The sequence below is a fragment of the Sodalis sp. RH15 genome (genome assembly GCF_047324255.1).
GTDB lineage: Bacteria > Pseudomonadota > Gammaproteobacteria > Enterobacterales > Enterobacteriaceae > Acerihabitans > Acerihabitans ligni.
The window spans coordinates 2,221,573-2,234,182 of the sequence record NZ_CP178738.1 but is presented as its reverse complement, the minus strand read 5'-3'; the positions used below and the strand labels follow the sequence as shown (position 1 = coordinate 2,234,182).

11 protein-coding genes are annotated in these 12,610 nt (G+C 56.3%); 6 read left to right on the top strand and 5 right to left on the bottom strand.

The genetic code is table 11. The annotated features are described in order from the left end of the window. Positions 1-60: 60 nt before the first annotated feature. The 6 genes from mnmA to ACL2XO_RS10400 all read left to right on the top strand — a co-directional run bounded on the left by mnmA (position 61) and on the right by ACL2XO_RS10400 (position 6,859). A complete protein-coding gene (mnmA, locus tag ACL2XO_RS10425; protein WP_132922461.1) occupies positions 61-1,182 on the top strand; it encodes a tRNA 2-thiouridine(34) synthase MnmA in 1,122 nt (373 codons plus the stop codon). A gap of 8 nt (positions 1,183-1,190) precedes the next feature. Then, positions 1,191-1,817, top strand: coding sequence for a high frequency lysogenization protein HflD (hflD, locus tag ACL2XO_RS10420; RefSeq protein ID WP_413742646.1), 627 nt, complete (start codon positions 1,191-1,193; stop codon positions 1,815-1,817). A gap of 22 nt (positions 1,818-1,839) precedes the next feature. After that, positions 1,840-3,210: an adenylosuccinate lyase gene (gene purB / locus ACL2XO_RS10415; protein WP_132922463.1), complete on the top strand. Its 1,371-nt coding sequence runs from the start codon at positions 1,840-1,842 to the stop codon at positions 3,208-3,210. 188 nt (positions 3,211-3,398) lie between these two features. Beyond that, the gene (phoP, locus tag ACL2XO_RS10410) at positions 3,399-4,070 is read left to right on the top strand and encodes a two-component system response regulator PhoP (protein WP_132922464.1); all 672 of its coding nucleotides are present in this window, start codon (positions 3,399-3,401) and stop codon (positions 4,068-4,070) included. Positions 4,071-4,075: 5 nt separating this feature from the next. Next, positions 4,076-5,539 (top strand): two-component system sensor histidine kinase PhoQ, encoded by a 1,464-nt coding sequence (gene phoQ / locus ACL2XO_RS10405; RefSeq protein WP_132922465.1) that lies wholly within the window; start codon positions 4,076-4,078, stop codon positions 5,537-5,539. Between the two features lie 198 nt (positions 5,540-5,737). After that, positions 5,738-6,859: a cupin domain-containing protein gene (locus ACL2XO_RS10400; protein WP_132922466.1), complete on the top strand. Its 1,122-nt coding sequence runs from the start codon at positions 5,738-5,740 to the stop codon at positions 6,857-6,859. Between the two features lie 122 nt (positions 6,860-6,981). Here ACL2XO_RS10400 and pepT read toward each other — a convergent pair whose 3' ends face one another. The 5 genes from pepT to lolC form a co-directional block, all read right to left on the bottom strand. After that, positions 6,982-8,229, bottom strand: a complete 1,248-nt coding sequence (pepT, locus tag ACL2XO_RS10395) for a peptidase T (RefSeq protein ID WP_203522123.1) — start codon at positions 8,227-8,229, stop codon at positions 6,982-6,984. Positions 8,230-8,507: 278 nt separating this feature from the next. After that, positions 8,508-9,338: a Sir2 family NAD+-dependent deacetylase gene (gene cobB, locus ACL2XO_RS10390; RefSeq protein ID WP_132922468.1), complete on the bottom strand. Its 831-nt coding sequence runs from the start codon at positions 9,336-9,338 to the stop codon at positions 8,508-8,510. A 23-nt stretch (positions 9,339-9,361) separates the two neighbouring features. Then, positions 9,362-10,606, bottom strand: coding sequence for a lipoprotein-releasing ABC transporter permease subunit LolE (gene lolE, locus ACL2XO_RS10385; protein ID WP_165934280.1), 1,245 nt, complete (start codon positions 10,604-10,606; stop codon positions 9,362-9,364). Next, positions 10,606-11,313 carry a lipoprotein-releasing ABC transporter ATP-binding protein LolD gene (lolD, locus tag ACL2XO_RS10380; protein ID WP_132922470.1) on the bottom strand — a complete coding sequence of 236 codons (708 nt, stop codon included), beginning with the start codon at positions 11,311-11,313 and terminating at the stop codon, positions 10,606-10,608. The genes lolE and lolD overlap by 1 nt, the downstream gene beginning before the upstream one ends. After that, the gene (lolC, locus tag ACL2XO_RS10375; protein ID WP_132922471.1) at positions 11,306-12,508 is read right to left on the bottom strand and encodes a lipoprotein-releasing ABC transporter permease subunit LolC; all 1,203 of its coding nucleotides are present in this window, start codon (positions 12,506-12,508) and stop codon (positions 11,306-11,308) included. Before lolC ends, lolD begins: the two co-directional genes overlap by 8 nt. Positions 12,509-12,610: the final 102 nt, after the last annotated feature.

The following is a 12,610-nucleotide window of genomic DNA, read 5'->3' as shown; positions in this document are numbered from 1 at the left end:
TCCAGCGTTTATCAGCTATAATGCGCCCTTGGCGGCGCGATTCCCGGTCGTGAGAAATCCATGTCAGAAAACAGCCAGCTCAAAGTGATCGTCGGTATGTCCGGCGGCGTCGATTCATCTGTATCCGCATACCTGCTGCAACAGCAGGGCTATCAGGTGGAGGGGCTGTTTATGAAAAATTGGGAGGAGGACGACAATGAGGAGTATTGCACCGCCGCCAGCGACCTGGCGGATGCGCAGGCGGTTTGCGACAAATTGGGCATCCCGCTGCACACGGTGAATTTCGCTGCGGAATATTGGGATAATGTATTTGAGCTGTTTTTGGCGGAATACAAGGCGGGCCGTACGCCAAATCCCGATGTGCTGTGCAATAAGGAGATAAAATTCAAGGCGTTTCTTGAATTCGCCGCCGAAGATCTGGGAGCGGATTTCATCGCCACCGGCCATTACGTCCGCCGGCAGGACGTTGACGGCAAAAGCCGTCTGCTGCGCGGCCTGGATGACAATAAAGATCAAAGCTACTTCTTGTACACCCTGAGCCACGGTCAGCTGGCGCAATGCCTGTTCCCGGTGGGAGAGCTGGAAAAACCCGAAGTACGGCGGATTGCCGGCGAACTGGGGCTGGTCACCGCCGGGAAAAAGGACTCCACCGGCATCTGTTTTATCGGCGAACGAAAATTTCGCGAGTTTCTGTCCCGCTACTTGCCGGCGCAGCCGGGTAAAATCATCACCACCGACGGACAGCCGGTCGGCGAACACCAGGGTTTGATGTATCATACCCTCGGACAGCGCAAGGGACTGGGCATCGGCGGCACCAAAGACGGCAATGAAGAGCCCTGGTACGTGGTGGACAAGCTGATGGACGATAATATCCTGGTGGTGGCCCAGGGCCATGAGCATCCCCGCCTGATGTCGGTGGGTTTGCTGGCCGGCCAGCTGAACTGGGTCGACAGGGTCCCGTTCACCGGCACGCTGCGTTGCGTGGTGAAAACCCGTTACCGCCAGCAGGATATACCCTGCCTGGTGCAATCCCAAACCGACGGCCGGGTCAAGGTCACCTTCGATCGGCCGGTGGCGGCGGTGACGCCCGGGCAGTCCGCGGTTTTTTATCTCGGCGAGCATTGTCTTGGCGGCGGAGTCATTGAATCCAGGCTGCCTCTGCCTACTCAGGGACGTGTATAGGAGCAACTTTGGCTAAGAATTTTTTTGACATTACGCTGGCATTGGCGGGCATCTGCCAAAGCGCCATGCTGGTGCAGCAGTTGGCCCATAAAGGACAGTGCGACGATGGGATGCTCGAGGTATCGCTGCGCAGTACGCTGGATCTCAATCCGGCCTCGACCCTGGCCGTTTACGGCAACCAGCCGGCGAATCTCAAGCTTGGGCTGGAATCGATGCTGGGTATGCTGAATGCGTCGCGCACCGGGCCCGGCGCGGAATTGACGCGCTATACCCTCAGTCTGATGGTCCTCGAACGCAAGCTGAACGGTAATAAAAAATCCCTTGATGAACTGGCGAAGCGCATCACCCAGTTAGATCGTCAGCTAACACATTTTGAATTATTATCAGAGACATTAATCAGCGCCATGGCGGCGATCTACGTGGATATCATCAGCCCGCTTGGCCCCAGAATCCAGGTGACCGGCACGCCGGCCATGCTGCAAAACACACAGATACAGGCTAAGATACGCGCCGCGTTATTGGCCGGTATACGTTCCGCCGTGCTCTGGCAACAGGTGGGAGGCGGCCGTTTACAATTGATGTTCGGCCGTAACCGGCTGTTTAAACAGGCCCGGCAAATTCTTGCACAATGTTAACCTTCTCCAGGAGTCGCAAACGATGGAATTATCCTCACTGACCGCCGTTTCCCCCATAGACGGACGCTACGGCGATAAAGTCAGCGCCTTGCGCGGGATTTTCAGTGAATATGGCCTGCTGAAATTCCGCGTTCGGGTGGAAGTGCGCTGGTTGCAAAAACTGGCCGCTTGCGCTGAAATCAAAGAGGTTCCCCCGTTTGACCCGGAAGCAAACGCTTTCCTTGACGCTCTGGCGGCCAATTTCAGCGAAGAGGACGCCGCGCGGATTAAAACCATCGAGCGCACCACCAATCATGACGTCAAGGCGGTGGAATATTTTCTGAAAGAGCGCGTGGCATCGGTGCCGGCCCTTCATGCCGTTACCGAGTTCATTCATTTCGCCTGCACGTCGGAAGACATCAATAACCTGTCCCATGCGCTGATGCTGCAAAGCGCGCGCCAGGATGTCATCCTGCCTTACTGGCGAAAGATTATCGACGGCATCAAGACGCTGGCGGCCCAGTATCGCGATATCCCGCTGTTGTCACGCACACACGGCCAGCCGGCCACGCCTTCCACCGTCGGCAAAGAGATGGCCAACGTGGCCTACCGCATGGAGCGCCAGTACAGGCAGCTGTCGCAGGTGGAGATCCTGGGGAAAATCAACGGCGCCGTAGGCAACTATAACGCCCACATGGTGGCCTATCCCGAGGTGGATTGGCACCGTTTCAGCGAATCCTTCGTCAACTCGCTGGGCATAGATTGGAATCCCTACACCACACAAATCGAACCTCATGACTATATCGCCGAACTGTTCGACTGCATGGCGCGCTTCAATACCATCCTTATCGATTTCGATCGCGATATCTGGGGTTATATCGCCCTGAATCATTTCAAACAGCGCACCATCGCGGGTGAAATCGGCTCCTCCACCATGCCCCATAAGGTCAATCCCATCGATTTTGAAAATTCGGAGGGCAACCTGGGCATGGCCAACGCCATTATGGGGCATCTGGCCGGGAAGCTGCCGGTGTCCCGCTGGCAGCGGGATCTCACCGATTCCACCGTCCTGCGCAATTTAGGGGTCGGTATCGGCTATGCCCTTATCGCTTACCAATCCACGCTAAAGGGCGTCAGCAAACTGGAAGTGAACCGCGATCGCCTGCTGGCGGAGCTGGATCAGAACTGGGAAGTCCTGGCCGAGCCGATTCAAACGGTTATGCGCCGTTACGGTATAGAAAAACCCTATGAGAAGCTCAAGGAGCTGACCCGGGGTAAACGTGTGGATGCCGCGGGTTTCCAGGTATTTATCGACAGCCTGCCTTTGCCCGAAGAGGAAAAAAACCGGCTCAAGGCCCTGACGCCGGCCAATTATATCGGCCGCGCCGTTGGCTTGGTGGACGAGTTGAAATAATCAGCCAAATGCGGCTGCGACTTCACCTTTTTTACCCGCTCCGGTTAAAGCTCCGTTTAAGGACAGTTTAGCCATGCTCTGGGATACTCTCGTTAAAGACGTCCGGATTGCTCAGGGGATTGTTTTTACAAGTTTACAGAGGCGGGTCTTCAGTGTCCCGTTACTGGCGCTTTAACTTAGGAGTTGCGATGCGAGTTCTGGTTATAGAAGACAATTCTCTTCTTCGTCATCACCTGACGGTACAAATGCGTGAAATGGGACATCAGGTCGATGCCGCCGCCGATGCCAGAGAGGCGGACTATTTTTTACATGAACATCCGCCCGATATCGCCATTGTCGATCTCGGCCTGCCCGATGAAGACGGTCTGAGCTTGATTCGCCGCTGGCGCTCGCATCAGGTCAAAATCCCCATACTGGTTCTTACCGCCCGGGAAGGCTGGCAGGATAAGGTAACGGTGCTGGAAGCCGGCGCGGATGACTACGTGACGAAGCCATTTCATCTGGAGGAAGTGGTCGCCAGAATGCAGGCCCTGATGCGCCGCAATAGCGGCCTGGCATCGCAGGTCATTACGTTGCCGCCGTTCCAGATTGATCTTTCCCGGCGCGAGCTGATGATTAACAGCGAGCATATCAAGCTGACGGCTTTCGAATACACCATTATAGAAACGTTGATTCGAAATGCCGGTAAAGTCGTCAGCAAGGATTCGCTGATGCTGCAGCTATATCCCGACGCCGAACTGCGCGAGAGCCATACCATCGATGTACTCATGGGGCGTTTGCGGAAAAAAATGCAGGCCGATTATCCTTATGAGGTTATTACGACGGTTCGCGGGCAAGGCTATCGTTTTGATGTTAACTAAGTTTTATGACCCATTTCCCGTATTATCATAAAAAGCCTTTTTCGCTTCGTGTCCGATTTCTATTAGCCACAGCGTGCGTGGTGCTGGCGCTTTCGCTCTGTTATGGCATGGTGGCGGTCATCGGCTATAGCGTGAGCTTTGATAAAACATCTTTTCGTTTATTGCGCGGAGAAAGCAATCTCTTTTTCAGCCTGGCCCAGTGGAAAGACAGTCGCCTCACCATTGCCGTGCCGCCGAATATCGATATTAATTTCGCCGCCCTGGTACTGATCTACGATGAGAAGGGGCATATCCTCTGGCGTCAACGCTACGTGCCGGCGCTGGAATCCAGGCTGAAACCCGATTGGCTGCAGAAAACCGGCTATTTCGAGCTGGATACCGATACCCGCACCAGCAGCGCCGTTCTGGGAGACAATCCGAGCGCGCAGAATCGCCTGAAAGACTTTGACAGCAGCGACAGCAATGCGCTGACCCACTCCGTTGCGGTCAACCGCTATCCGGCTACCGAACGGCTGCCGCCGCTGACCATCGTGGTTGTGGATACCATACCCCATGAACTGCAGCGTACCGACCTGGTGTGGGAATGGTTCAGCTATGTGCTGCTGGCCAACCTGCTGCTGGTGGTGCCGCTGCTGTGGCTGGCGGCGCACTGGAGTTTACGGCCCATCAAGGATCTGGTGCAGCAGGTGCGGGAGCTGGAGGCGGGAGAACGGGATCGGCTGGATGAAAACCCGCCCCGCGAGCTGGGCATCCTGGTGCGCAACCTGAACATTCTATTGAATAACGAGCGTCAGCGTTATCAGAAATACCGCTCCACCCTTTCCGATCTCACCCACAGCCTGAAGACCCCGCTGGCAGTGCTGCAAACCACCCTGCGATCGCTGCGCACCGGACGGGAGACCAATATCGAGCTGGTTGAGCCGATTATGCTCGAACAAATCAGCCGGATTTCGCAGCAGATAGGCTATTACCTGCATCGTGCCAGCGTGCATTCGGATCACAACGTGCTGAGCCGCGAGCTGCACTCGGTTCCCGCTCTGCTTGACAGCCTGTGTTCGGCTCTGAACAAGGTTTATCAGCGCAAAGGGGTCTCGATTTCACTGGATATTACCCCCGAGTTGACCTTTATCGGCGAGAAAAACGATTTCATGGAAGTGATGGGCAATATCCTCGACAATGCCTGCAAATATTGTCTGGAATTCGTCGAAGTGACCGCCCGCGCCAATGAAAACCAGCTGCATCTGGTCATCGAAGACGATGGCCCCGGCATTCCCGCGTCCAAACGTACCCTGATTTTTCAGCGGGGCCAGCGCGCCGATACCCTGCGGCCCGGGCAAGGCCTTGGATTATCCGTGGCGGCGGAGATCCTGGAGCAGTATGAGGGGGATATTATCGTCGGTGAAAGCGCCTTGGGCGGAGCCCTGGTGGAAGTGATATTCAAACGCCAGCAGGGGTATCAGGATGATTAAGCCCTCCCCCCCGCCGATAAGGGGTCTTATTGTGAAAAATCCCGTCCATTGAGCGTTTGAAATAAAAATCTTTTAAGGCTTTTATTAGCTAACGGATTATTTTATAGCGGATTTATGCACTCCATCAGATAAATTACCCACCTTATCCCGCCTGCTTCCGTTATAATCCATTCAGGGTCCCTTATGGTGGAATAGGCTATGGATTATCAACTCGATATTGACTGGAAAGACTTTTTACAGCGCTACTGGCAAAAACGGCCCGTCATTATTAAGCGTGCCTTTAAAAATTTTCACGATCCCCTTTCACCGGATGAATTGGCCGGGCTGGCGATGGAAACCGAGATCGATAGCCGCCTGGTCAGCCATGATGAAGGCCGCTGGCAGGTGAGCCATGGTCCGTTTGAAAGCTTCGATCACCTTGGCGAGACCAACTGGTCCCTGCTGGTGCAGGCAGTTGACCACTGGCATGAGCCTTCCGCCGCATTGTTGCGCCCTTTCAGGCAGCTTCCCGACTGGCGTATCGACGATCTGATGATCTCGTTTGCCGTTCCCGGCGGCGGCGTGGGCCCCCATCTTGATCAATACGATGTTTTTATCATTCAGGGCACCGGCCGCCGTCATTGGCGCGTGGGTGATAAAGGGGTCTTCAAGCAGCACTGCCCGCACCCCGATCTGCTTCAGATTGAACCTTTTGACGCCATTATCGATGAAGAAATGGAGCCTGGAGACGTACTGTATATTCCGCCGGGATTTCCCCATGAGGGTTATTCGCTGGAAAATGCGCTGAATTATTCGGTGGGTTTCCGCGCGCCGAGCGGGCGCGAGCTGGTGAGCGGCTTTGCGGATTACGTCCTGGCCCAGGAATTAGGCAGTGAGCGTTATAGCGATCCCGGCATCTCTTTGCGCGAAGACCCGGCGGCGGTATTGCCGGAAGAGATCGACGCGCTGCGGGCCATGATGACGGATCTGGTACAGCAGCCTGAGCAATTCAACCACTGGTTCGGCGAGTTTATTTCCCAATCCCGCCATGAACTGGATCTGGCGCCGCCCGAGCCCCCTTATCAGGCAGGGGAAATTTACGATCTGCTGCAACAGGGGGACAGCCTGCAACGGCTGGGAGGCCTGCGGGTATTAAAAGTCGGCACGGAATTTTTTGTTAACGGCGAACAGATTGTCACCACGCATCAAGCGGCGGTGGCCGCCCTGGCCCGCGATTATCAGGTGGCGGCAAGTCAATTGGGCGACGCGCTGGAAGATCCTTCTTTCCTGGCGCTGCTTACAGCGCTTATCAATAGCGGCTACTGGTATTTCAAAAACTAACCTTCATCTTTCGAGCCGCAGCTGTGTTGGCTGCGCTTGCTGCAACTCGAAAACTATTGGTTATCAATGCCTTCATCTTTCGAGCCGCGGCAGTGTAGGCCGCGGCTTGCTGCAACTCGATCTTACTTTTTTTGCCCGGTGCTTTTGGAGCGCAGCGCGCTCAGTTCCGCGATGCGCATGATCACCTGTACCGCTTTTTCCATGCCGTCCTGGGAAGCGAATTCATGTTTGCCGTGGTAGTTATAACCGCCGGTAAACACATTCGGGCAGGGCAATCCGCGAAACGACAGCTGCGCGCCGTCGGTACCGCCGCGAATCGGCTTCATTACCGGTTCGAGTCCGCTGTCGCGTATCGCCTGCTGGGCCAGCTCGATAATATGCGGATATTTCGCCACCTGCTCATGCATATTGTAGTAACTGTCTTCGATGGTAAGCTCAATGTAGCAGTCCGGATGCAGTCCCTTCCCCACTTCCTCGGCGGTATCGATCATAAACTGCTTGCGAGCGGCAAAACTCTGCCTGTCGAAATCACGCAGGATATAGTGCATTTCCGCCCGATCCACCGAGCCCTTCAGGCTGTGAAGATGATAAAAACCTTGGTAGCCCTCGGTGGTTTCAGGGGTTTCATTCACCGGCATTTTTTGATGGAAACGGGTTGCCAGGGATAAGGCGTTTACCATAACGCCTTTGGCGGTTCCGGGGTGGACGTTATTACCGACGATTTTAACCACTACCGACGCGGCATTGAAATTCTCGTACTCCAGTTCGCCGATGCCCCCGCCATCCATGGTGTATGCCCATTCGGCGCCGAACCGCTCAACATCGAAAAACTGCGCGCCTTTGCCCACTTCCTCGTCGGGCGTAAAGGCAATACGGATATCGCCGTGGGGAATCTGTTTGGTTTTGAGGCGGACCATAGCGGTGATGATTTCAGCAATACCGGCTTTGTCATCGGCCCCCAGCAGTGTTTTTCCGTCGGTGGTGACCAGGCTGTGCCCCAATAAATGGTGCAGCACCGGGAACATCACCGGCGAAAGAATTTCGTCTCCGTTCCCCAGGGCAATATCCCCGCCGCGATAGTTTTCAACGATCTGCGGATTGACATGCTTGGCGGTAAAATCCGGTGAGGTATCCATGTGGGAAATAAAACCGATGACGGGCACCGTCCAGGCGACATTAGACGGCAGCGTAGCCATCACGCAGCCGTGCTCGCTTAGCGACACATGGGAAAAACCAAGGACATTCAGTTCCTCTTCAAGGGCATGCGCCAGCTTCCACTGTCCGTCGGTACTGGGTACCTGCTTAACCCCCGGCTTGGATTGGGTATCAAAGGAAACATAATTTAAAAAACGATCGAGTAATTTATCCATTTTATCCGCCTGTCGCATCTACGACACCCATTATGGGTAGCGATGATTCTTCAAATATTGTGTCAGGTCATTTTTCACTGTTTTGGTCGCAAAAAAGCGCATAGCTTTAGCATAGCGTATTTCCACTTAACCTAAAGCTGCGTTTTTCTTAGCAAGATACCGACTATGTAATGACATTTTGGTGAAATAACCGCTGTTTGCGCGAAGGGGAATGCTGGAGAGCGAATGGGAAATGGCAGGCAAAGCAGACCGGTCCGTCCCGGGCGGACGGACGCAAGTTAGCCCCGCTGTTCAACGAAGCCGCTGATGAATTTACTGACAAAGGCCGGAACGCATTGGCTGGCCGGACCGTACACATGTTCTTCAAACTGGCTTTCCACCTGGCTCGGTTCCAGATTGAGCTCTACGGTTCGGGCACCGTTCAAGCGGGCCTCATGGACAAAACCCGCCGCCGGATAAACATGGCCGGACGTGCCGATGGCCAGGAAATAATCCGCCCGACCCAGCGCGTCGTAAATATCTTCCATACCCAGCGGCATCTCGCCGAACCAGACCACGTGGGGACGTAATACCGCGGGAAACTGGCAGCAGTGGCAGCGATCCTGTTCGGTGATGTCGTCGGTCCACTCCACAATCTGCCCGCTTTGCACACAGCGCACCTTAAGCAGTTCGCCATGCATATGGATAATACGCCGGCTGCCGGCCCGTTCATGTAAATTATCGATATTTTGCGTTACCAGCAGAAAATTATCCCCCAGGATCTGTTCCAGCTCCGCCAGCGCCCGGTGCGCGGCATTGGGGGCGATATCAGGCTGCTGCAGCTGACGGCGGCGGGCATTATAAAACGCCTGCACCAATTGGGGGTTGCGCTGGAACCCTTCGGGGGTAGCCACATCCTCGACGTGGTGCTCTTCCCATAACCCGTCGGCGGCGCGGAACGTCCGGATGCCGGACTCCGCGGAGATTCCCGCCCCGGTCAAAACCACCACAAAAGGTTTTTTCATTTTAGTCACCGCCATGGTATCCCGATGAAAAATACGCGAACGCAATCGCTGCTGCCTGAGGCGTTTACTTTTACGAAACCGGATTAACCGGCGATGTATACGCATGCTGGTGGTTCCTTAATGCATGACTACTGACCGCTAAGTACCCGCGCCGGATCGATGCGGCTGGCGCGACGGGCCGGATACCAGCTTGCCACCAGGCTGAGCAGCAATGCCGTGCCCAGCACGCTGGCCACATCCAGCCAATGCAGCTCGGTGGGCAAAAAATCGATATAATAAATATCGCCGGAAAGCAGATTATGGCCCAGCAGCGATTCAATGCCCTTGACCAGTCCCGTCAGATTCAACGCCACCAATACCCCTACCACCACGCCGCTCACGCTTCCCGTCAGTCCTGCCAACAGACCGTACCAGATAAAAATAGCACGGGTGAGCCGGTCTTTGGCCCCCAGCGTTCGCAATATGGCAATATCTTCGCTTTTATCCTTAACCGCCATCACCAGCGTGGAGACAATATTAAAACAGGCTACGCCGATAACCAGCACCATGGCCAGATACATAATGGCGCGAATCATCTGGATATCCCGGTACATATAGCCGTAAGTACCCATCCAGCTGCGGATGTAGACATAGGAGCGGGTCACTTCGCCGGCATCCCGTACCAGCTTATTGGCGATAAAGGGATTGTTGACCTTGATGGCGATGCCGCTGACATCCTGCGCCATGTCCAGATATTGCTGGGCATCCGCCAGCGGCACCATGGCGAAGCTGTGATCCAGCTGGCCGCTCAGGGCCAGGATACCTTCCACCTGCAGGCGGATGCGCTTGGGCTCCAGCAGCTTCATTTGCGGATCGCTGTTGGGGATCATGATGGTCAGCCAGTCGCCCTGCTTGACGTTAAGAGCCTGCGCCACCCCCTGTCCGATAATGATCTGCTGTTTACCGGCGCTGAAATTCCGCCAGGCATCGCCCTGTACATACTGCGGCAGCGCGCTTAACCGGGCCTCCTGCGCGGTATCGACGCCCCTGACCTGAACGGCTTTCAGCTTGTCCTCCCGTTCAATCAGGCCGGTAAAGTTCACATAGGGCGCCGCGGCGGCGATGCCAGGCACCTTTTCGATACGGGTCAATATCGCCGGCCAATCGGTGAAGGGCGGATTTACCGGCTCGATTTCACCATGGGGCACTACCGCCAGAATGCGGTTGTTCAGCTCCCGTTCGAAACCGTTCATGGCGCTCAGGCCGATAATCAGCACCGCCACGCCCAGCGCAATGCCCAGGGTGGAGATGATGGAAATCAGCGAGACCATGCCCCCGCGCCGCCTTCCCCGGCTGAAACGCAGCGCAATCGTCAATGAAAGCGGGATACCTATCATTCCCGCACTCCCAGCAATTCGCCGTCCTGCCACAGCTGCCCGTCGCGCATTTCAAGCTGTCGATTCAACCGCCGGGCCAGATGCAGGTCATGGGTAACCACCAGGAACGCCGTGCCCTGGCGCATATTCAGTTCGCCCAGCAGTTCAAAAATACTGTCGGCGGTGCGCTGATCCAGATTCCCGGTAGGCTCATCCGCCAGCACCAGCGCCGGATGGTTCACCAGCGCGCGGGCAATGGCCACCCGCTGGCGCTCGCCGCCGGACAGCTCGGACGGCCGGTGCCGGCCTCGCTTCTCCAGCCCCACCGACGCCAGCATTTCACGCGCCGTGGCTCGCGCCTCTTGGGCAGAGGTGCCGCCAATCAGCAGCGGCATGGCGATGTTCTCCATAGCGGTGAAATCCGGCAGCAGATGATGAAACTGATAGATAAATCCCAGCCGGCGGTTACGGATCTCCGCCCGCGCCTGGGACGACAGGCTGTTCAACTGCCGCCCTTCGAAAATCACCTCGCCGGAGGTGGGTTCGTCCAATCCCCCCAGCATATGCAGCAAGGTGCTTTTGCCGGAACCGGAACTGCCCACGATGGCCATCATTTCTCCCGGCTGCAGGGAAAAGGTCACGTCGCGCAGCACATCGGTAAACAGCTTGCCTTCCTGATAACGCTTACTCAACTTGTTACACTGCAACAAAGGAGCACTATTCATAACGTAAAGCCTCGGCGGGATGAGCGGCGGCGGCGCGCCAGGAGGGATAAAGCGTGGACAGCAACGCCACCGCCATCGCCAGCACGGCGATGACGGCTACCTGCAGGGAATCGATATCCACCGGCAACTGCGCGCCGTCGAGGAAGGTGCCGATCACCGGCATCAGATTGTTAAGCTGGCTGGCCAGCAACAGCCCGAGCCCGGTCCCCAGCAGCGCACCGATGATACCGGCGCCGGCGCCCTGGACCATAAACACCAGCATCACCTGGCGACGGGTTAGGCCTAGGGTTTGCAATATCGCCACTTCGCCCTGTTTCTCCATCACCAGCAAGCCCAGGGAGGTGATGATATTAAACGCCGCCACCGCCACAATCAGGCTGAGCAGCAAACCCATCATGTTTTTTTCCATGCGCACCGCCTGGAACAGTTCTCCCTTGCGTTCGCGCCAATCCTTCCAGACCGTGCCCGGCGGCATCGCCTGGCGGCTGACGGCGTCCACGTCCAGCGGCTTGTTCAGCCACAGGCGCCAGCCGGTGATATTGCCGGCCGGATAGCGCATCAGGCGCGAGGCGTCCTGCTGATTGGTCAAGAGCTGGTAACCGTCCACTTCGCTATTGGCGTTAAAGGTGCCGGCAACGGTGAATAGACGCTGGCTGGGAATGCGGCCCATCGGCGTGAACTGGCTGGCGCCCGGCACCATCAGCCGCAGCCGATCGCCGCGTTTCACCCCGAGCTGGCCGGCCAGCTGTTCTCCCAGGATCACCTGGTAACCGCCGGGAGCAAGCGCATCCATCCGCACGTTCACCAGAAAGCGGGCCAGAGGTTCCGGGTCCGCGGGATTGACTCCCAGCATCACCCCCACCGCCACGCTGCGCGCGCTTTGCAGCACGACGTCGCCGGTCACGAGGGGAGCGATATGGCTTATACCCGCAAGTCTTTCTAGCGCTGAAGGCGGAATACGTTTAGGATCCAACGAGCCTTCGGCCGTGGTAATAAGCGCATGGGGCATCACGCCGAGAATATTGCCTTCGAGCTCGCGCTCAAAGCCGTTCATCACCGATAATACGGTGACCAGCGCCATAACGCCGAGGGTGATGCCGATAGTGGATAGCCAGGAGACAAAGCGCCCGAATCGGTCCGATGCCCGCCCGCGCATGTAGCGCAGGCCGATATATAATGCGACAGGTTGATACATTGAATTCCGTTTGGATGCGGTTGCCAAAGCAAAGTGATCAAGGATAATAAAGGGTCGTACCGTTTTATGGAACCATTAACCGCCGCCATAACCGGCTTTTAT

Excerpts from the sequence above, each read along its gene's own strand:
- lolC (WP_132922471.1), bottom strand. The coding sequence starts at position 12,508 with ATGTATCAACCTGTCGCATTATATATCGGCCTGCGCTACATGCGCGGG.
- ACL2XO_RS10400 (WP_132922466.1), top strand. The coding sequence starts at position 5,738 with ATGGATTATCAACTCGATATTGACTGGAAAGACTTTTTACAGCGCTAC.
- purB (WP_132922463.1), top strand. The coding sequence starts at position 1,840 with ATGGAATTATCCTCACTGACCGCCGTTTCCCCCATAGACGGACGCTAC.
- pepT (WP_203522123.1), bottom strand. The coding sequence starts at position 8,229 with ATGGATAAATTACTCGATCGTTTTTTAAATTATGTTTCCTTTGATACC.
- phoQ (WP_132922465.1), top strand. The coding sequence starts at position 4,076 with ATGACCCATTTCCCGTATTATCATAAAAAGCCTTTTTCGCTTCGTGTC.
- mnmA (WP_132922461.1), top strand. The coding sequence starts at position 61 with ATGTCAGAAAACAGCCAGCTCAAAGTGATCGTCGGTATGTCCGGCGGC.
- lolD (WP_132922470.1), bottom strand. The coding sequence starts at position 11,313 with ATGAATAGTGCTCCTTTGTTGCAGTGTAACAAGTTGAGTAAGCGTTAT.
- cobB (WP_132922468.1), bottom strand. The coding sequence starts at position 9,338 with ATGCGTATACATCGCCGGTTAATCCGGTTTCGTAAAAGTAAACGCCTC.
- phoP (WP_132922464.1), top strand. The coding sequence starts at position 3,399 with ATGCGAGTTCTGGTTATAGAAGACAATTCTCTTCTTCGTCATCACCTG.